The sequence below is a fragment of the Geminicoccus sp. genome (genome assembly GCF_035556675.1).
In the GTDB taxonomy this organism is placed as follows: Bacteria; Pseudomonadota; Alphaproteobacteria; order Geminicoccales; family Geminicoccaceae; genus Geminicoccus.
This window is the reverse complement of record NZ_DATMFZ010000283.1, coordinates 1-19,652: the sequence shown is the minus strand read 5'-3', so window position 1 is coordinate 19,652 and position 19,652 is coordinate 1. Positions and strand designations below refer to the sequence as shown.

Below are 19,652 nucleotides of genomic sequence, written 5' to 3'. Positions count from 1 at the left end.
CGTCGCCCTCTTGGCGCTCAAGCAGCCGCTCCATGCTTGGCTGCGGCGGCTGACCTGGCCGGAGATCCGGGCCGGCCTGGTGCTGCTGGCGATGACCTTCCTCTTCCTGCCGCTCCTGCCCGACCGGCCGATCGACCCGTGGGAGGCGCTCAATCCCGCCGAGATCTGGCTGCTGGCCATCATCATCGCCGCCCTGTCCTTCATCGGCTACGTGGCGGTGCGGGTCATCGGCACGCGTGCCGGGATCGTGGTGCTCGCCCTGGCCGGCGCGCTGGCCTCGTCCACCGCGGTGACGCTCACCCTGGCACGGATGGCCAAAGGCAGGGCGGGGGGCGCACGCGTGCTGGCCGGCGGCATCCTGCTGGCGAGCGCGGTGATGGCCGGCCGGGTGCTGGTGATCACCTTCGCGCTGAACCCGGCGCTGGTGCTGCCGCTGGCCTGGCCGCTCGGCGCCGCGATCCTGGTGTTCCTGGTCGCTGGCGGCTTCCTGCTGCTACGCCGTGCCGGCGCGCAGGGCGAGGGGCCGGCGCTGACGCTGACCAATCCGCTGGAGCTGGGCGTCGCCCTGCAGATGGCCGCGATCATCGCCGCCATCATGCTGCTGGCCAAGCTCGTGGGCGACCGGTTCGGCGAGACCGGCCTCTATGTCCTGGCTGCCGTCTCCGGCATCGCCGACGTGGACGCCCTGACCCTGTCGATGGCGCGGATGGCCGGCAGCGGCATCCAGCTCGGGGTGGCCGCGGCTGCCATCGCCATCGCGGTCGCGGTGAACACGCTGGTCAAGTGCGTGCTGGCCGGCACCGCCGGATCGCTGCGCCTGGGCCTGCTGGTGACCGGCGCCAGCGCCGCGGCGATCGCAGCCGGTGCGGGTGCGTTCCTGCTGGTCCAGGGGTGACCCTGGATCCGGCCGCACCGGCGGGTCAGCCGATTGACGGTTAGTATTCATATCGTTAAATCTGGATGTATGGATGAAACTGCCGTCATCGAGGCCCTGGCGGCCCTTGCCCAGGCCACGAGGCTGGAGACCTTCCGCCTGCTGGTGCGGCACGAGCCGGATGGCCTGCCGGCCGGTGAGATCGCCCGCCAGCTGAGCGTGCCGCAGAACACGATGTCGGCGCATCTGGCGATCCTCACCCGGGCCGGGCTGGCCAGGTCGGAGCGCCAGGGGCGGTCGGTCATCTACTGGGCCGAGCTGGATGGGTTGCGGGCGCTGACCCTCTACCTCGTCAAGGATTGCTGCGCCGCGAGCCCCGATCTGTGCGGGCCGCTGCTCACCGAGCTGCTGCCCTGCTGCCCTCCCGAGCCGAGAAGCCCATGACCGTCACCATCTATCACAACCCGGCCTGCGGCACATCCCGCAACACGCTCGGCCTGATCCGCAACAGCGGCGAGGAGCCGGTGGTCATCGAGTATCTGAAGACCCCGCCCGGCCGGGACGAGCTGGTGCGCCTGATCGACCGCATGGGTATCGCCGTGCGCGACCTGCTGCGCGAGAAGGGTACGCCCTATGCCGAGCTGGGCCTGGGCGATCCCGCCCTCACCGATGAGCAGCTCGTCGACGCGATGCTGCAACATCCCATCCTGATCAACCGGCCGATCGTGGTCACCCCGCTCGGGGCGAAGCTCTGCCGGCCGTCCGAACGGGTGCTCGACATCCTGCCGAACCCGCAACGCGGTGCCTTCGCCAAGGAAGATGGCGGGCAGGTCGTCGCCGCCGACGGCCGCCGCCTCGTCTGATCTCCCGCCAGGAAACACCCCATGGCTTCGCCAGCGCCGGCCTCCCGGCTGTCCTTTCTCGACCGCTACCTGACCGTCTGGATCTTCGCCGCGATGGCGCTGGGCGTCCTGCTCGGCACCCTGTTCGACGGGCTGCCGGCCGCCCTCGACCGGCTGTCGGTGGGCACCACCAACATTCCGATCGCCATCGGCCTGATCCTGATGATGTACCCGCCGCTGGCGAAGGTGCGCTACGAGGAGCTGCACCGGGTGTTCGCCGACAAGCGGGTGCTGGCCCTGTCCCTGGTGCAGAACTGGCTGATCGGGCCGGTGCTGATGTTCGTGCTGGCGGTGATCTTCCTGCGCGACCAGCCGGAATACATGACCGGCCTGATCCTGATCGGGCTCGCCCGCTGCATCGCGATGGTGCTGGTCTGGAACCAGCTCGCCCGCGGCGACAACCAGTACGTGGCGGGCCTGGTCGCGTTCAACTCGATCTTCCAGATCCTGTTCTTCAGCGTCTATGCCTGGATCTTCCTGACCGTCCTGCCGCCGCTGTTCGGCCTGGGGGGCAGCGTGATCGAGGTCGGCTTCTGGACGATCGCCCAGGCGGTGCTGATCTATCTGGGCATCCCGTTCCTGGCCGGCTTTCTGACCCGGCGCATCCTGGTCGGCCGCAACGGGCAGGCCTGGTACGAGCGGGAATTCCTGCCGCGGATCGGGCCGATCACGCTGGCAGCACTGCTGTTCACCATCGTCGCGATGTTCAGCCTGAAGGGTGGCGACGTGGTCAGGCTGCCGCTCGATGTGCTCCGGATCGCCATCCCGCTCGCGCTCTACTTCCTGATCCAGTTCGTGATCAGCTTCGCCATGGGCCGGCTGATCGAGGCGGACTACCCGCGCACCACCGCGATCGCGTTCACCGCCGCCGGCAACAATTTCGAGCTGGCCATCGCGGTGGCCATCGCTGCCTTCGGCCTGGCCTCGCCCGTGGCCTTCGCCGCGGTGATCGGCCCGCTCGTCGAGGTGCCGGTGCTGATCCTGCTGGTGCACGCGGCCCTGCGCCTGGGCCAGCGCTTCTTTCCCCGAGACCAGTTCCCCCGAGATGGGGCCGCCCAAGCGGCCACCGAGGCATGACCATGCGCCTGCGCGACCTTCCCGAACCCGACCATCTGCCCGCCCTGGACCCGGCCTTTGCCCGCCAGCGTCCGGGTGCCGGCCTGGCCGAGCCTGGGCATCCGCCGCGCATCCTGCTGCTCTACGGCTCGCTGCGCCCGCGCTCCTTCTCGCGCCTGGCGGTCGAGGAAGCCGCCCGGCTCCTGCGCTTCTTCGGCGCGGAGACCCGGATCTTCGACCCGTCCGACCTGCCGTTCCCCGATCAGGTGCAGGGCGACGATCACCCGGCCGTGCGGGAGCTGCGCGAGCACTCGATGTGGTCGGAGGGGCAGGTCTGGTGCAGCCCGGAGCGCCATGGGCAGATCACCGGGCTGATGAAGGCCCAGATCGACCACCTGCCGCTGGCCATGCGCGGGATGCGCCCGACCCAGGGGCGCACGCTCGCGGTCATGCAGGTCTCGGGCGGCTCGCAGAGCTTCAACGCCGTCAACACGCTGCGCCTGCTCGGCCGCTGGATGCGGATGTTCACCATCCCCAACCAGTCGAGCGTCGCCAAGGCCTATCAGGAGTTCGACGAAGCGGGGCGGATGCGGCCGTCGTCCTATTATGACCGCATCGTCGACGTGATGGAGGAGCTGGTGCGCTTCACCCTGCTCACCCGCGGCCATGTCGGCCAGCTGACCGACCGGTACAGCGAGCGCAAGGAGGCCGGCCGGATCGTGGATCCGGGCCAGGATCTCTCCGCCATCGCGATCGCCCCGCAGGAGCCGGCAACCGGTGGGTGCTGCCCGGCACCGTCCAATGCCGCCTCCTGCTGCGGTGGCCCGGCCCAGGGCGAGCCGGATGCGTGCTGCGCATCGGACGCCGCGGCCAAGCGGGCAGGCCGGGCCGGCTGCGGCTGCAGCGGCAGTGCCGCCTGAGGCGGTCCGTGCGGCCCGGCCGGTCGCAGCTGCAGACATGCGGGGGCGGGCAGTTGTCGTCTCGGCGCTCGGCATCACCCAGATCCTCGCCTGGGGCTCGTCCTATTACCTGCTCGCGGTCCTGGCCCAGCCGATCCAGCAGGATACGGGGTGGCCGCTTGCCTGGATCGTGGGCGGCCTGTCGCTGGGGCTGCTCGTCGCCGGCCTGATCTCCCCCAGGGTCGGCCGTGCCATCGAGGTGCATGGTGGCCGGCCGGTCCTGGCAGGCAGCGCCGTGCTGCTCGCCCTGGGGCAGCTCGGGCTGGCCCTGGCACCCGGCCTGCCGGTCTACGTGCTGGCCTGGGTGATCATGGGCCTGGGCATGGGTGCCGGCCTCTATGATGCGGCCTTCGCCACCCTGGGCCGGCTCTACGGCCAGTCGGCCCGCCAGACCATCACCGCCCTGACCCTGTTCGGCGGGTTCGCCAGCACGGTATGCTGGCCGCTGTCCGCCTTCCTGGTGGACCTGCTCGGATGGCGCGGGACCTGCCTCGTCTATGCGGGCATCCAGCTGGTCGTGGCGTTGCCGATCTATCTGTGCCTGATGCCTCGGGCGGGCCAAGTACCGTCAGAGCCCAAGGGCGAGATCGTCCCGCCCGGCACCGCGACTGCCCGCGCGCCCAAGCCGGCCATGCCGATCTTCCTGCTGCTGGCGGCCGTCATCACGATCGGGTCGATGATCTCGGCGACGGTCTCTGTCCATCTGTTCACCATCCTGCAGGCGCAGGGCATCACGCTCGCCACCGCCGTGGCGCTCGGCACCCTGATCGGCCCTTCCCAGGTCGGGGCACGGGCGATCGAGATGCTGGTCGGCCGGTACCATCATCCCATCTGGACCAAGCTGGCCTCCGCGCTGGCGGTGGCCCTTGGCCTGGGCGCGCTGTGGGCAGGCTTCCCGATCGTGGCGGTCACCCTGGTCTTCTATGGTGCCGGGATCGGCCTGGCCTCGATCGCCCGCGGGACCTTGCCCCTCAGCCTGTTCGGCGCCCATGGCTATGCCGTGCTGATGGGCCGGCTGGCCATGCCCAGCCTGATCGCGCAGGCGGTCACCCCGTCTCTGGGTGCCCTCCTGGCGGAGGTGCTGGGTGCCCATGGTCTGCTGGGCGTGCTGGCAGGTGTGGCTGCCCTCAACCTGCTCCTGGTCGTGACGCTGCTGGGGTACACTGGGCACACAGGAGCGACCACTCGGCAGATCTGACCTGCCTTGGGGCCCAAAGCGACGAGCGGCGATGGTGGCAGCCGCACGTTGGTCCGACCTCGTGCTGGCCTGACGGCGGACTCCCTGGATGCGCCAGAATAGCCGCCGCCAGAAGCCGCGACCTTACTGGGCCCAGCTGCCGCCCAGCTCGTCGTCGATATGCGCCTGGATGATCTCCTCCAGGCTGGTGTCGCGCTCAAAGCCCAGCTTTTCCGCGCGAGTGGGCGCGAAGGTGGTAGGCCAGCCGGCGACGATCTTCTGGATGAAGGGGTCGGGAGTCCAGGTGACGCGGTCGACGACCTTCTTCGCGGTGACGCGCTCCAATGCGGCCATCATCTCGGCCTGGGTGTAGGTGAGGCCCGGCAGGGTGAGGGAGCGGACCTGGCCGATCTCGTCGGACGGGATGGTCGCGGCGTGGACCAGGGCGTCGACCACCTTGCGCGGCGACAGGCTGTACATCCTGGCCTCGGGTGCCACCGGGCAGACCACGCTCTCGCCGGCCAGCGGCTCGCGCACGATCGAGCTGGCGAAGCTGGAGGCGGCGGCATTGGGCTTGCCCGGGCGGACCACGATGGTCGGCAGGCGCAGCGAGCGGCCGTCGATCATGCCCTTGCGGGTATAGTCGGCGACCAGCAGCTCGCAGGCGGCCTTCTGCGCGCCGTAGGAGGTCTGGGGGGTGAGGATCTGCGCGTCCGGGATCGGGTCGGGCAAGGGGCCGCCGAAGGCTGCGACCGAGGAGGTGAAGATCAGCTTCGGCACATGGCCGGCCCGGCGGGCGGCGTCCAGCACGTTGAGCGTGCCAGTCAGGTTGACCCGATAGCCCAGGTCGAAGTCCTGCTCGCATTCGCCGCTCACGGCGGAGGCCAGGTGCCAGACGATGGCCGGCTTGCCGCCCATGAGGATGCCCACCTGGGTAGGGGCGGACAGGTCGCCGGTGACCACCTCGAGCCGGTCGTCCGCGGGCAGGCCCTGCGGGGCCACCACGTCGAAGCAGGTGATCCGCTCGATCTTCTCGCCGCCGACCCGGCCATCCTTCAGGAGGCGGGCGATCAGCTTCCTGCCGATGAAGCCAGCCCCGCCTGTGACCAGAACGCGCATCCTCTATTCTCCCTGCGGCACCTTCGCTGGCGATCTCCTAGCCCGCAACCGATCCCGTGACCATCGCGCCTTGACCGATCCCTTGGGGTTCCGCATGACAGGTCGGGTAACAAAGATGATTAATGCCTGCAGGGAGGCGAACAGGATGCGGTCGTTCAACCGTCGATCCACCTTGGGACTGGTGTCCGGAGGACTGATGGCCGGCGTGGCCGGCGGCACGCTGCTCGGCCGGGGTGCCCGGGCCGAGGTCGTGGTGGCCGACGTGCCGGCACCTGGCTATGAGATCGAGAGCGGTGCCGAGCTGCGCGTCTTGCGCCCCGCCAAGTTCGTGGCTGGCGACGAGGAACTGTTCCTAGCCAATTCCAAGAAGTTTACCGACCAGACCGGGGTCGCCGTCCGGGTCGACCAGGAAAGCTGGCAGGATCTCCGGCCCAAGACCGCGGTGGCGGCCAATGTCGGCACGGGGCCGGACATCGTGCTGGCCTGGAACGACGATCCGCACCAGTACCCGGAGAAGATCCTCGATCTGACCGATCTCGCCGACTATCTGGGCAAGAAGTACGGTGGCTGGGCGCCGCTCGCCGAGACCATGGGCAAGGGGCCGGACGGCAACTGGATCTGCATCCCGGTAGGGGCTTCCGGCGGCAAGATGGTCTACCGCGACTCCTGGATGAAGGAGGCCGGGTTCTCCGAGTTCCCGAAGGACACGGCGGGCTTCTTGGAGTTGGCCAAGGCGCTGCAGGGCATCGGCCATCCGGTGGGATTCACGCTGGGCCAGGCCGAGGGCGACGCCAACACGTTCTGCCACTGGATGCTCTGGGCGCACGGCGCCTCGGTGGTCGACGAGAACGGCAAGGTGACGCTGGATTCGCCGGAGACCCGCGCGGCGCTGGCCTATGGCACCGAGCTCTACAAGACCTTCATCCCCGGCACCCTGTCCTGGCTGGACCCGTCCAACAACAAGGCGTTCCTGGCGGGCGAAGTCTCGGTCGTCGCCAACGGCATCTCGGTCTACTATGCCGCCAAGACCTCGGACGATCCGGCCCTCAAGGAGATGGCCGAGGATATCGGCCATGCTCCCATGCCGATCGGCCCGGTCGGTCGGCCCACCGAGACGGCGCTGACCGTGAGCGGCATGATCTTCGGGCACACCAAGTATCCGAACGCCGCCAAGGAATATCTGCGCTTCATGATGGAGAAGGAGCAGTACGAGCCCTGGCAGGAGGCCAGCATCGGCTATTGGGCGCACTCGCTCAACGCCTATGACGGCAACCCGGTCTGGACCGTGGACCCCAAGCACACGCCATATCAGAAGATCATGACCGAATCGCTGCCCTACGGCTACAAGGGGCCGCTGGGCTATGCGAGCGCCGGCACGCTCGCCGACTATATCGTGGTGACCATGGTTTCCTCCGTGGTCAGCGGCGCCGCCTCGCCCGACGACGCGATTGCGGAAGCGACTCGCCGCGCCGAGCGCTATTATCGCTGATCCCTGACCGGATGGCCGGGTCCGCCCTCGGCGGCCCGGCCACCGCACGATGCGCAATTCCCTGGGAGGAACCATGGCCAGCGCCGCCACTGTCTGGGACGGACGCCGCCCGGAACAGTCCTGGCTGTCGCGCAAGCTCGACGACCGTCGCGTGCTCGCCGCCCTGTTCATGCTGCCCGTGGCAGCCCTGCTCTTCACCTTCCTGAGCTACCCTCTGGGCCTGGGCATCTGGCTGGGGTTCACCGACACCAGGATCGGCCGTGACGGCATCTGGATCGGGCTCGAGAACTACATCTACCTGTTCGAGGACTCGGTCTTCTGGCTCTCGGTGTTCAACACCATCGTCTACACCGTCCTGGCGACCGTCTTGAAGTTCGCTCTGGGCCTGTGGCTGGCGCTGCTGCTCAACCACCACCTGCCGTTCAAGAGCCTGATCCGGGCGATCGTGCTGCTGCCCTGGATCGTGCCGACCGTGCTCTCGGCGATCGCGTTCTGGTGGATCTACGACCCGCAGTTCTCGATCATCTCCTATGTGCTCAAGGGCATGGGCATCATCGACGCCAATATCGACTTCCTGGGCGAGCCCTGGAACGCCCGGCTGTCGCTGATCGCCGCCAATGTCTGGCGCGGCATCCCGTTCGTGGCGATCTCCTTGCTTGCGGGCCTGCAGACCATCTCGCCCTCGCTCTACGAGGCGGCGATGATCGACGGGGCCACCGCCTGGGAACGGTTCGTCCACGTCACCGTGCCGATGCTGATGCCGATCCTGGCGGTCGTCCTGACCTTCTCGGTGCTGTTCACCTTCACCGACTTCCAGCTGGTCTACGCGATCACCCGCGGCGGGCCCAACAACGCCACCCATCTGATGGCGACGCTGGCCTTCCAGCGCGCGATCCCGGGCGGCTACTTAGGCGAGGGTGCGGCCATCGCGGTGGCGATGATCCCGTTCCTGGTGGCATCCACCATCTTCTCCTATGTCGCGCTGGCGCGGCGCAAGTGGCAGCAGGGAGGCCGCGATGACTGAACTCGCCGCCGAGAAGGCGCCGGTGGTCACCGCCGAGCGGACCGGCGTGATCAACTGGGACTCGCTCCCCCGCCGGATGATGGTGATCTATGTCCCGCTCATCCTGTTCCTGCTGACCCTCCTGTTCCCGTTCTACTGGATGGTGATCACCGCGTTCAAACCGAACGCGGAACTCTACAACTTCACCGACTACAGCCCGTTCTGGGTGTCATCGCCGACGTTGGAGCACATCAACCGGCTCCTGTTCCAGACCGACTATCCGCGCTGGCTGTGGACCACCATGGTGGTGGCGGTGTCCAGCACGGTCCTGTCGCTGTTCGTATCGGTGCTGGCGGCCTATGCGGTGCAGCGGCTGCGCTTCAAGGGCAGCCAGTGGGTAGGGCTGGCGATCTACCTGGCCTATCTCGTGCCGCCCTCGATCCTGTTCATCCCGCTGGCGACGATGATCTTCAAGATGGGCCTGTACGACAGCCCGCTGGCGCTCATCCTGACCTATCCGACCTTCCTGGTGCCGTTCTGCACCTGGCTGCTGATCGGCTACTTCAAGTCGATCCCCTACGAGCTGGAGGAATGCGCGCTGATCGACGGTGCGACCCGGCTGCAGATCATGTGGAAGGTGACGCTGCCGTTGGCGGTGCCGGGGCTGATCTCGGCCGGGATCTTCGCCTTCACCCTGTCCTGGAACGAGTTCATCTACGCGCTGGCCTTCATCCAGAGCTCGGAGAAGAAGACCGTGCCGGTGGCGGTGCTGACCCAGCTGGTCGAGGGCGACGTCTATCACTGGGGCTCGCTGATGGCGGGGGCATTGCTGGGCTCGATCCCGGTGGCGCTGATCTACTCCTTCTTCGTCGACTATTACGTCTCGAGCCTGACCGGAGCGGTGAAGGAATGACCGGGCGGCCCGGCGTCATGCTGCCGGGCGCGCGCCTGGCCGGGCCGTTCAGCGGCGACGCTGGGTCGAGAAGCCGATCGGCTTGATCGCCGCCGGGCGGCCGCCCGGCGGCTCGGGCTCGTCGTCCGGGGGCTGCGGATCGCGCTGGCGCCCGGTGCCGAGCGCCCGGGCGAACCGGTTCAGGGGCCGGCTGCCGGGCTCGCCGACCGTGCCCGGCCGGCGCAGGCGGAACAGGAAGGGGTCCTCGCCCTCGTCCGCGGGTCTAGTCCGCTCCGGTGCAGTCCGCTCCGGCCGGGCTGGTTCCGCGGGCGGGGGGGCCACCGGCGGCCGGACAGGTGCCCGGGGCTGGCGGGTCGGTCGTGCCGGCGGCACTGGCTCGGGCGCTGCCGCGGCGGGGGGCCGCACTGGCGGCACCGCGGTACCAGAAGGAGACGTCCGCGTCGGCAGCGGCGGTAGGGAGGGGGGCGCCAGGGGCAAAGGCGCGATCCGTTCCAGGAACGGCAGCCGCCGCCAGCCCAGGACCGGCGGGTCCTCCAGATAGGTGATGGGCGGCCGGTCGACATCCTCCAGCCGCGGTGGCGGCGGGGGAACGGGGGGCTCCCCGGCCGGTGGCGGTTCCTCCACCGGAGGTGTGGGGGCAGGCGGCTCCTCGACCGGCGGTGCGGGCTGCGGTTCCGCCTGCTCCTGCGCCTGCTCGGCAGCCTCCGGGGCGATCAGATGGGTGGGGGCGGCCACCGGCGCTGCCGCTTCTGCCGGCTGGTCGGCCTCTGCCAGCCATGCTTGGCAGGCCGGCAGCGCCGCCAGGGCCCGGAAATAGCCGGTGGCGACCGGATCGGCGGCCAGGGCCTGGCGGAGCACGCGGCCGAGCAGCGGGGCCAGCAGCGCGTCGGCACCACTGAACGTCCCGAACAGGAACGGCCCGCCGCCGGCGGCCTGGTGCCGGTGCCGGTCGACCAGGCGCTGGAGGCGGCGCAGCTCCTCGGTGAGCCCCCCGATCTCGCGCGGCTGCGGCAGCCGACCGGCCGCCTCGCCGGCCGCCAGTGCCTGCAGGCGCGGGAAGCTGTTCGCCGCCTCGGCCGCGACCTCCCGCACCGCGGCACGGGCGGCACGATCGGCGGGCCACACACCGGCATGGCGCTCGGCCAGATGTTCCAGGATCGGCAGGGCACCCCAGACCAGCAGCCGGCCGGCATGGAGCAGCGGCACCTGGTCCTGGGGCGGCTCGACCGCGAACGGCAGCCGGCCCGCTACCGGCACCGGCCGGAACGGCGCCTCCTCGAACGGAATGCCCAGCTGGCGCAGCACCAGCCAGACCGGGAGCGCCGGCGAGCCGGCCTGCCGGCTGCCCAGCACGAAGCAGGGCAGCGGGCCCCCGGTGGTGGCGGCTGCCGCCGCGGCCATCACCTGTGCCTTTCGGGCATGGGCAGCTGCCCGGCCCGCGCCTCGATCTCGGCCAGGGTCGGCTGGGCGCTCTGCGCGCCCAGGCGCTCGCAGGCCAGCGCAGCACCGACCGCGGCACGATGCAGCGCCAGCTCCAGGCTCAGGCCGCGGTCCAGGCAGGCGGCCAGCACGCCGGTGAACGCGTCGCCGGCGCCGGTGGTGTCGACCGGATCGACCGGCAGCGCACCGACCTGGAGCAGCTGGTCGTCCTGGAGCGCGATCGCACCCTTGGCACCGAGCGTCACCACCACGGCGAGATCGCGCCCCGCAACCAGTGCTGCCGCCAGGGCACGCACATCGCGGTCGTCCGCACCGGCACGGGCGGCGGCGCGGGCCTCCAGCTCGTTCACCACCAGCACGTCCAGCGCATCCAGGACCTCGGCCGGCAGGGAAGCGGCCGGTGCCAGGTTCAGGATGGTCCGGGCACCCGTGGCCCTGCCGCGCAGCAAGGCCCGGAAGCTCTCCTCCGTGCGGATCTCGTTCTGGCAGAGCAGCGTGGTGCCGGGGCCGAGGAGTTCGTCCGGCACCTGGCCGGCATGGGTGTCGAGATTGGCGCCCGAGGCGACGATGATCTGGTTCTCGCCCTTGGCGTCTACCCCGATGACCGCGATCGCGGTGGGCTTGGGCGACACGATCAGGCCCGTCACGTCGACCCCGGCATCGGCCAGGAGCTGGCGGACCACCGGTCCGTAGGCGTCGTCGCCGACATGGCCGACGAAGCGGACCTCCGCTCCGGCCTTGGCCGCGGCCGCCGCCTGGTTGGCGCCCTTGCCGCCGGGTGCCATCGTGTAGGATGGGCAGAGCACGGTCTCGCCCGGCGCCGGCAGCGTCTGCACCGGAAACAGCAGGTCGGCGTTGATCGAGCCGGGAATGATGATCATGGCCACATGCCTCCGACCGCACCTCGCCCGATCGACCTCGGAGATCCGATCGGCCCGCGGCCCGATCGATCCGGCACCCGATCGGTGCAGCGCCGGTGATGCCGCCAACCGCGTGGCCTGTCCAGCCATGCCATACCCATGCCACAGGGAGGCGTGGCCGGGCCAGATGGCACGGCCCTGCGCATGTCCCCGAATACGAAGCTTTGCCCGCCGTTCATTTCCGGTTAACCGGATCGTGCTAGGGAATATGGCGGCAGGACTGGCGGGGTGGTGTCGGAGCCTGGCCAATCGCCGCACCCGGTTGCCGGGAAAGGGCGCCGGCGGCAGTTGGATCGTGCCGTCGGCCCGGTGGGGCCGGCAGGGAACGACTTTGGGGGAGAAGGACGATTCTGTTGGACCGACGCCGCTTCGTCGCTGGTGCCACCGGCCTCGCGGCCGCGGGCGCGCTGTCCCCGCTGCTGGCGGCGGCACCGGCCCGGGCGGAGGTGAAGTTCCAGCTGTTCGATGCCATGCGCTTCGTCGGCAAGCCGGACAATCTCGTGGCCTGCGGGCTGACGCCGATCCGGGTCGTCTACGCCTACGAGTTCTGGCCGAGCCGCAACTGGGACGAGCCGAACCTGGACCATATCGAGACGACGCTGGTGCCCAAGCTCCTCAGCGAGGGGCACGACCGGATCGTCCTGGACATCGAGCACTGGGAAGGCGACGAGGTCGACAAGTTCGTCCAGATCATCGAGCACATGCGCAAGCTGATGCCGAAGGTCCGGCTGGGCTATTACTCGATGGTGCCGGTACGCGACTACTGGGCCTTCCAGCCCGGTCGCGAGGGACGGCTGATTGTCTACCGGCAGAAGGTCCAGCAGTGGCAGAAGCTCGCCGAGGCGGTCGACGACCTCTATCCGACCCTCTACGCCTACTACAAGGACCGCGATGGCTGGATGCGCATGGCCGACGGCATGCTCGCCGCGGGCCAGGCGATCGGCAAGCCGATGTATCCGTTCCTCTGGCCGCAATATCACGACCACAACCGCAAGCTCGAACTGGCCCTGATCGAGGGCGACTTCTGGCTGCAGCAGCTGGACAAGGTGAAGGACAGCGGCTGTGACGGCGCGGTGCTGTGGGGCACGATCGCGCCGGAGCGGAAAACGCCGGACGGCAAGCGCGCGCGCCTGAAATGGGACCCGACGGCGGAGTGGTGGCTGCAGACCCGGGCGTTCGCCCAGGATGCCGGGCTCGCGGACAGCACCTGCACATGAGCCGCTACCGGCTCGATCCGGCGATCGACGCTTGGCTTCGGGAGGCCGAGCGGCTGGTCTCCCTGCCGCCTGGAGCCGGGATCGACGCGCAGCGCCAGGCCTATGCCCGGGTCTGCCGCCATTTCGGCAGACCGCACCCGCCGGGCCTGGTGACGGAGGATCGCCGGTTCGCCGGACGGTCCTGCCGGGTCTACCGGCCAGCACGGCCGCTGGGTGGGGGCATCCTGTGGTTCCATGGCGGCGGCTGGGTCGTGGGGGATCTCGACAGCCATGACAGCGTAGTGGCGGACCTGGCGGATGCAGCCGGCTGCGTCGCGGTGGCGGTGGACTACCGGCTAGCGCCCGAGCACCCGTTCCCGGCCGCGTTCGACGATGCGCTGGCCGCCTATCTGGCGGTGCGGGCCGCCGCTGCCGAGCTGGGCATCGCACCCGGCCGCCTGCTGCTCGGCGGCGACAGCGCCGGAGGGAATCTCGCCGCTGCGGTGAGCCAGGCCTGCCGGGACCGGCGCCTGCCCATGCCGGCGGGCCAGCTGCTGGTCTATCCGGCCTTGTGCGCCGACGACAGCCTGCCCTCGCGGAGGGAGATGGCCGACGCGCCCGGCCTGTCCGCCGCCGACATGCGCCACTACCTCCGGCTCTATCTGGGCCGCCCGCCCGTGGAAGCCGACCGCCACGATCTCCGCCTGCATCCGGGCGAGGCCGCCGAGCCCATGGGCCTGCCGCCCACCTTCCTCACCGCCGCCGAGTACGATCCCCTGGCCTCCGACGTGCTCGCCTATGCCGGCCGCCTGCGCGCGGCCGGGGTCGCGGTGGACGCGGTCGTGGAAGCCGGCCTGCCCCATGCCTGGCTGCGCGCCCGCCACGTCGCCGCCCCCGCCGGAGCGGCCTTTGCCCGTCTGGTGGTGGCGGCAAGACGGCTGAGTTTCGCTGACGGCACCGGAGCCAAGCATGATCCATGCAGGCAGGTAGTTGGTCGCTAGCCACTGCTTTCCGCGGGGGCCAGCGCCTGCTTCTTTCAGCCGTCGTCGGTTCTGCGACGAGGAGAAGACGACAGGTTGATTCACTCGTGGCACTCCGAGCTGCCGGGCTTGGCCTGACTGACTGTCGGCAAAGTCGCTGGGTTGGCCAGTTCGTAGGTTAATCAGGCATGTCGTGGCTGGAGAGTGCCATGCCTGATCGACCCTATCCTTGCGCTCTGAGTGACGCGGCATGGACAGCGCTGGAGCCGCTCCGGCTGCGCGTGGCGCATGCTGCCGCGCCACTTTCCTCCATCGCGCAGCGATCCCACGGAGTGATGTCAGCAGAGCCGACAGGGCCGACCGTGCCCGCGCAACTGACCCGCTGGCGCAAGGACGGCACGCTTCAGCGCATGCACGACCGGTTGCGTGAGCATGCGCGGGAGAAGGACGGCCGAGATCGGGAGCCTTTCGCTGCCGTGATCGATGCGCAGACGGCACGGACAACGGGCGCGGGCGGACCTGACCGAGGCTTCGATGCCGCCAAGAAGACGTTCGGGCGCAAGCGAGATATCCTGGTGGATGCGTCGGGCCTGATCCTCCTGGCGCACATCCACGCCGCCAGCCTGCACGACACGGTGGGCGCACGGCAGATGGTCGAGGTGGTACCTATGGCAGCCTTGCCGTGGTTGGAACTGGTCTGGTCAGAGGTGCCTATGCCGGACCATTCGCAACGTGGCTGGAGAAGGAACGCAGCTGGCGCATGGAGGTCCCCTTCCACCGTCAGCGTCAGGCATGGCGCTATGGACTGGCGGAACGGCCGGCAGGCTGCCACGTCCTCCCGCGACGCCCTCGGCGGTCTGCTGACCGCCGTCCCTTCGGGAAGCGGATCATCCGTCTGCTGACGGATGATGGGTGGTTGAGCGGACCTTCGCTTGGCTCTCCCGTTCCCGTCGCCTTGCCCGGGACGATGAGCGGCTGCCCGAAACTGGCGTGGCAATGATCCATGCTGCCATGAGCCGGATCATGCTGCGGCGCAGCATGTGACCGTCAGCGACTTTGCCGACAGTCAGTGAGGTCAGTCCCTCAGTTTCGACAGGAGTTCGCTGGATGGTAGAGGGATCCAGTCAGCTGGCATCGGCTGGCCTACAGACTGGTTACGGCGTCGATACAGCAGGTCTGCTCCTGGAACCGGAAGTGCCGGAGGATTCATAGCCACGTCATGGTCATGAACGCGTGGCGGGGCAGGCCGGTCCGGGTGCGGACTCACACCCTGCGGGTGCATGGTCAGGCCTGGACCAGAGCGGCCACCCGGTTCAGGTTCGACCCGGCAGGCCACATCTTTCTGCGTTTGACAGAACCTGGAACCGAAGTGGGGCCTGTGCCGCTTCGGGCGCCATGGCCAAGCTGTACGGACATTCAGGCTTCTCAAGCGGCTGGTGTGGAAGTTCACGAGGCTTCGTGCTCATGCGCGAATAGGATGTCGGCCAAGCGCTACGAACGAGCCAGGAGCAACGAGCGCGAACCGCAGCTATCGGGCAAGGCGGGTACAGGGGCTGCCCGGCATCAAAACAACTGATGGTTCGTGAACGGATGCTTGTGGGCTTGCGGTCGGGTTCGCACTGGCGCGAGCTGCCGGAGCATTGCGGCCCGTGGAAGATGGTGCACCGCAATTTGATCCGCTGGTGCGATGACGGGGCGTGAGAGCGGGTGTTCGGCGTGCTGATCGGACCATCCAGTCCTTCACGATCGACAGCACCATGGTCCGGGCGGACCGGCAGGGAAACGCAGGACCAGGCGCTGAGGCGTTCCCGCAGCGGACTGACCAGCATGAATGGCCACGAGGCGTTTGTTCGACCTCCAGCGGAGATTGATCCAGGAGGACGATGCCTTGAAAGGCTCAACTATTTCGGGAGGTTTGCCATGCTACGATCGGCTCCGCCATGATCTGGCTACGCTGAATGTCGATCCGGCCCGGAGCCATCCGGCAGGCGCAGCGGCCGCCACAGCCGGCTCAGCGTGCCGGGACCGCCACCGGGCTCGCGGTCTCGCGGATCGGCAGGTGGATGAGGGCGCTGAAGGCGCCCACGCCGACGCCGACCCACCAGACGGTGTCGTAGCTGCCATAGGCGTCGTAGAGCCGGCCGCCCAGCCAGACACCCATGAAGCTGCCCAGCTGGTGGCTCAGGAACACGATGCCGTAGAGCGTGCCCATGTAGCGCAGCCCGTAGAGATGGGCGACCAGGCCGGAGGTGAGGGGCACGGTGGCGAGCCACATGCTGCCCATCACCGCGGAGAAGATCAGCACGGTGGCAGGCGTCATCGGGGTCAGGATGAACCAGGCGGCGATCAGGGTGCGGCCGGCATAGATCGCGGCCAGCAGGTACTTCTTGGTGAAGTGCTTGCCCGCCCAGCCCGCCAGCAGCGTGCCCGCGATGTTGCCGAGCCCGATGATGGAGATCGCGACCGCGCCCAGCGCGTTGGTGGTGGTGATCCCCATGGCGTGCAGCACGCTGCCCAGCATGATCGGCCCGCAGCTCTCGGCCACGAAGGCCGGAAAATGCGCGGTGATGAAGGCCAGCTGGTAGCCGCAGGAGAAGAAGCCCAGGAAGATCATGGCGAAGCTCGGGTCGCGCAAGGCACCCAGCACCACGCTGCCCATGCTTTCCTGCAGTTCCGCCTTGGAGACGGGGGCGGGGGTGCGCATCCAGGGCAGTACCACCAGGGCCGCCAGGATCATCGCCGCGAACACCAGGAACACGTGCTGCCAGGGCATCAGCGCCAGCAGGCTCTCGGCGAGCGGCGGGCCCAGCACCTGGCCGGCGGAGCCGGCGGCGGTGACGATGGCCAGCGACATGGAGCGGTTCTCGGCCGACGAGGCCCGGCCCACCACGGCCAGCACCACGCCGAACCCGGTGCCGGCGACGCCCAACCCTACCAGCACCTCGTAGAGCTGGTGCTGGTAGGGCTGGGTGGCGCCTGCCGAGAGGACCAGGCCCAGCGCATAGGCGAGCGCGCCCAGGACGATCGCCTTGCGGTCGCCGATCTTCTCGGCCAGCGCGCCGAACAGCGGCTGGCCAAAGCCCCAGGCCAGGTTCTGGATCGCGATCGCGAGCGAGAACTCGGCGCGGGGCCAGTGGAATTCCGTGGCGATCGGCAGCTGGAACACGCCGAAGGAGGCGCGGATGGCGAAGCCCACCAGCACCACCAGGCTGCCGGCGATCAGGACGGGGGTGATGAGGGGGGCACGCTGGATCATACGGCGTCTTTGCGCGGGCGGAACGCCCTGTCAACCGAGCGGCCCGCAGCACCCACCCGCCGGACGTTGCCGGCAGCGATGCCGCGGGATGGAGCCCAGGTGCCGGCTGTGCCATCTCGCCCCTGGCCGCTTCAGGGTCAGGACGGAACGTCCGGCTGCAACTGGCGTTGCGCGTCCGAATCGAGTGGAGTCGCCGATGGACGTCGACATCCTGATGTTCGTGGCCATCGGTTTTCTCGCCCAGATGGTCGACGGCGCGCTCGGCATGGCGTTCGGCGTGATCTGCTCGTCCAGCCTGATCGCGTTCGGCCTGCCGCCGGTCATGGCGAGCGCTTCGGTCCATGCGGCGGAGATCGTGACCACCGGCATCTCGGGCGGCTCCCATGTCTGGCACCGCAACGTCGACAAGCGCCTGTTCCTGAGACTGGCCGTGACCGGCGTGGCGGGCGGGGTGGTCGGCGCCTACCTGCTCACGGGCCTGCCTACCGACATCGTGAAGGCCTTCGTCGCGTTCTACCTGGTGGGCATGGCGCTGCTGATCATCGACCGGGTGCGCGGACGGGTGCACGAGGGCGTCAAGCCGCCGCCTCAGGTCCTGGGTGCGGGCGGCGGATTTCTCGATGCGATCGGCGGCGGCGGCTGGGGGCCGATTGTGGCGTCGTCGCTGATGGCCACGGGCGGGGAGCCACGGCGCTCGATCGGGTCGGCCAACTGCGCCGAGTTCTTCGTCACGGTAGCGGTCTCGGTGACGTTCATGCTGCATCTGGAGCTGGCCGAGTATAGCCGGATCGTGCTGGGGCTGGTGATCGGCGGCGCGCTGGCGGCACCGCTGGCGGGCTGGCTGATCCGGATCATGCCGCAGAAGCTGGCGCTGGGCCTGGTCGCCATCGTGGTCTCGGCCCAGGCGGTGATCAGCCTGTACAGCTTCATGCGGGCATGACGTCCCCCAGGGGCAGGGACGGGCCGACTGGTCGGATAATGTTGATATAATTTATCAACTAAATAAGATCATCCGGCACGGCAGCGCCGCCCGGCGGCTGTCGTCCTGCCAACCAGCCGACCGGGATACCGCATGACCTTCGCCTCCAACGCGCTGCACCCGGTCCAGGGGACCGGCCCGGCGCCGGCGCAACAGGCCAATGTCCTCTGGTTCATTCCGACCCATGGCGACGGGCGCTACCTCGCGACCACCGAGGGCGCGCGCGACGTCTCGCTGCCCTATCTCACCCAGATCGCGCAGGCGGCCGACGATCTCGGCTACTATGGCGTGCTGCTGCCGACCGGGCGGTCCTGCGAGGACAGCTGGATCGTGGCCTCGGCGCTGGCGGCGCTCACCAGGCGGCTGCGCTACCTGGTGGCGATCCGCCCGGGCCTGATGACGCCGACCGTGGCTGCCCGGATGGCGGCCACGCTGGACCGGATCTCGGACGGACGGCTCCTGATCAACGTCGTCACCGGCGGCGATCCGGTCGAGCTCAAGGGCGAGGGGGTCTTTCTCGACCATGCCGAGCGCTACGCGGTCACCGACGAGTTCCTCACGATCTGGCGCCGGCTGCTCCAGGGCGAGAACGTCACCTGGCAGGGCCGCCACCTCCAGGTGGAGGATGGCCGCGTGCTCTACCCGCCGGTGCAGAAGCCTTATCCGCCGCTCTATTTCGGCGGCTCCTCGGCGGCCGGCATCGAGGTCGCGGCCGAGCATGTCGACCACTACTTGACCTGGGGCGAGCCGCCGGCGCAGGTCGGCGAGAAGCTCCAGGCCGTGGCGGCCGCGGCCGCGCGCAAGGGGCGACGGCTGAGGTTCGGCATCCGCCTCCACGTGATCGTGCGCGAGACCAACGAGGAGGCCTGGGCAGCCGCCGACCGGCTGATCTCGCGGGTCGACGACGCGACGGTCGCGCTCGCGCAGAAGACCTATGCCCGGATGGATTCCGAAGGCCAGCGGCGGATGAGCGCCCTGCATGGCGGCCGGCGCGACCGGCTGGAAGTGGCGCCCAACCTGTGGGCCGGGGTGGGGCTGGTGCGTGGCGGCGCCGGCACGGCGCTGGTCGGCGATCCGGAAACGGTCGCGGCCCGGATGAGGGAATACATGGCGCTCGGCATCGAGAGCTTCATCCTGTCTGGCTATCCGCATCTGGAGGAAGCCTACCGGTTCGCCGAGCTGGTGTTCCCGCTCCTGCCGCTGGCCGACACCACCGGCCGGGGCCGGCGCGAGGTGCGCAACGAGGGACCGTTCGGCGAGATGATCGCCAACGACGTGCCGCCGGCCGAGCGGGCCCGGGCGCAGTCCTGACGGGCAGGCGGCGGCACCCGGGCGATGGCGTCAGGCGGCCCGGCTGCCGGCCGGCCGCCGCTCCATGACGGTCCGCGC

Annotated in this window: 18 protein-coding genes and 2 pseudogenes; 16 read left to right on the top strand and 4 right to left on the bottom strand. The window is 69.4% G+C overall.

The window, feature by feature from the left end; all coding sequences use genetic code 11:
• The 6 genes and pseudogenes from VNS22_RS19700 to VNS22_RS19675 form a co-directional block, all read left to right on the top strand.
• Positions 1 to 895: DUF4010 domain-containing protein (locus tag VNS22_RS19700; protein ID WP_325735443.1), on the top strand; the 895-nt coding region annotated here is incomplete at its 5' end.
• A gap of 69 nt (positions 896 to 964) precedes the next feature.
• Entirely contained in the window at positions 965 to 1,318 is a 354-nt protein-coding gene (locus VNS22_RS19695; RefSeq protein ID WP_325735441.1) for a metalloregulator ArsR/SmtB family transcription factor, read from the top strand.
• Positions 1,315 to 1,737, top strand: coding sequence for an arsenate reductase (glutaredoxin) (arsC, locus tag VNS22_RS19690; protein ID WP_325735440.1), 423 nt, complete (start codon positions 1,315 to 1,317; stop codon positions 1,735 to 1,737). The genes VNS22_RS19695 and arsC overlap by 4 nt, the downstream gene beginning before the upstream one ends.
• A gap of 21 nt (positions 1,738 to 1,758) precedes the next feature.
• Positions 1,759 to 2,853: an ACR3 family arsenite efflux transporter gene (gene arsB / locus VNS22_RS19685; RefSeq protein WP_325735439.1), complete on the top strand. Its 1,095-nt coding sequence runs from the start codon at positions 1,759 to 1,761 to the stop codon at positions 2,851 to 2,853.
• Positions 2,854 to 2,855: 2 nt separating this feature from the next.
• Positions 2,856 to 3,596: pseudogene (gene arsH, locus VNS22_RS19680) on the top strand (arsenical resistance protein ArsH); the annotation flags it as partial.
• Positions 3,597 to 3,789: 193 nt separating this feature from the next.
• Entirely contained in the window at positions 3,790 to 4,989 is a 1,200-nt protein-coding gene (locus tag VNS22_RS19675) for an MFS transporter (protein ID WP_325735437.1), read from the top strand.
• Between the two features lie 123 nt (positions 4,990 to 5,112).
• Here the strand turns inward: VNS22_RS19675 and denD are convergent, their stop codons facing one another.
• Positions 5,113 to 6,087, bottom strand: coding sequence for a D-erythronate dehydrogenase (gene denD, locus VNS22_RS19670; protein WP_325735435.1), 975 nt, complete (start codon positions 6,085 to 6,087; stop codon positions 5,113 to 5,115).
• Between the two features lie 196 nt (positions 6,088 to 6,283).
• Here denD and VNS22_RS19665 point away from each other — a divergent pair, with 196 nt between their 5' ends.
• The 3 genes from VNS22_RS19665 to VNS22_RS19655 all read left to right on the top strand — a co-directional run bounded on the left by VNS22_RS19665 (position 6,284) and on the right by VNS22_RS19655 (position 9,492).
• Positions 6,284 to 7,576 (top strand): ABC transporter substrate-binding protein, encoded by a 1,293-nt coding sequence (locus tag VNS22_RS19665; protein WP_325735433.1) that lies wholly within the window; start codon positions 6,284 to 6,286, stop codon positions 7,574 to 7,576.
• A gap of 73 nt (positions 7,577 to 7,649) precedes the next feature.
• Entirely contained in the window at positions 7,650 to 8,600 is a 951-nt protein-coding gene (locus VNS22_RS19660) for a sugar ABC transporter permease (protein ID WP_325735431.1), read from the top strand.
• Between the two features lie 76 nt (positions 8,601 to 8,676).
• Positions 8,677 to 9,492, top strand: a complete 816-nt coding sequence (locus VNS22_RS19655; RefSeq protein WP_414653392.1) for a carbohydrate ABC transporter permease — start codon at positions 8,677 to 8,679, stop codon at positions 9,490 to 9,492.
• 48 nt (positions 9,493 to 9,540) lie between these two features.
• Here the strand turns inward: VNS22_RS19655 and VNS22_RS19650 are convergent, their stop codons facing one another.
• Both VNS22_RS19650 and VNS22_RS19645 read right to left on the bottom strand, forming a co-directional pair.
• On the bottom strand, positions 9,541 to 10,893 hold the full coding sequence (locus VNS22_RS19650) for a glutathione S-transferase (protein WP_325735427.1): 1,353 nt from the start codon (positions 10,891 to 10,893) through the stop codon (positions 9,541 to 9,543).
• The gene (locus VNS22_RS19645) at positions 10,893 to 11,813 is read right to left on the bottom strand and encodes a ribokinase (protein WP_325735425.1); all 921 of its coding nucleotides are present in this window, start codon (positions 11,811 to 11,813) and stop codon (positions 10,893 to 10,895) included. Before VNS22_RS19645 ends, VNS22_RS19650 begins: the two co-directional genes overlap by 1 nt.
• A gap of 392 nt (positions 11,814 to 12,205) precedes the next feature.
• On the opposite strand from VNS22_RS19645, the gene VNS22_RS19640 reads away from it, so the two are divergent.
• From VNS22_RS19640 to VNS22_RS28625, 5 genes and pseudogenes are all read left to right on the top strand, one after another.
• The gene (locus VNS22_RS19640) at positions 12,206 to 13,069 is read left to right on the top strand and encodes a hypothetical protein (RefSeq protein WP_325735423.1); all 864 of its coding nucleotides are present in this window, start codon (positions 12,206 to 12,208) and stop codon (positions 13,067 to 13,069) included.
• Positions 13,066 to 14,049, top strand: a complete 984-nt coding sequence (locus tag VNS22_RS19635) for an alpha/beta hydrolase (RefSeq protein WP_325735421.1) — start codon at positions 13,066 to 13,068, stop codon at positions 14,047 to 14,049. Before VNS22_RS19640 ends, VNS22_RS19635 begins: the two co-directional genes overlap by 4 nt.
• A gap of 188 nt (positions 14,050 to 14,237) precedes the next feature.
• Positions 14,238 to 14,930: a transposase gene (locus VNS22_RS19630; protein ID WP_325735419.1), complete on the top strand. Its 693-nt coding sequence runs from the start codon at positions 14,238 to 14,240 to the stop codon at positions 14,928 to 14,930.
• A 7-nt stretch (positions 14,931 to 14,937) separates the two neighbouring features.
• Positions 14,938 to 15,063, top strand: a pseudogene (locus tag VNS22_RS19625) (transposase); the annotation flags it as partial.
• Positions 15,064 to 15,558: 495 nt separating this feature from the next.
• Positions 15,559 to 15,729, top strand: coding sequence for a transposase (locus VNS22_RS28625; RefSeq protein ID WP_414653391.1), 171 nt, complete (start codon positions 15,559 to 15,561; stop codon positions 15,727 to 15,729).
• A 310-nt stretch (positions 15,730 to 16,039) separates the two neighbouring features.
• On the opposite strand, the gene VNS22_RS19620 is transcribed toward VNS22_RS28625, so the two are convergent.
• Entirely contained in the window at positions 16,040 to 17,284 is a 1,245-nt protein-coding gene (locus VNS22_RS19620; RefSeq protein WP_325735417.1) for an MFS transporter, read from the bottom strand.
• Positions 17,285 to 17,480: 196 nt separating this feature from the next.
• On the opposite strand from VNS22_RS19620, the gene VNS22_RS19615 reads away from it, so the two are divergent.
• A complete protein-coding gene (locus tag VNS22_RS19615; protein ID WP_325735415.1) occupies positions 17,481 to 18,224 on the top strand; it encodes a sulfite exporter TauE/SafE family protein in 744 nt (247 codons plus the stop codon).
• Between the two features lie 132 nt (positions 18,225 to 18,356).
• Positions 18,357 to 19,574, top strand: coding sequence for an FMNH2-dependent alkanesulfonate monooxygenase (gene ssuD, locus VNS22_RS19610; protein ID WP_325735413.1), 1,218 nt, complete (start codon positions 18,357 to 18,359; stop codon positions 19,572 to 19,574).
• Positions 19,575 to 19,652: the final 78 nt, after the last annotated feature.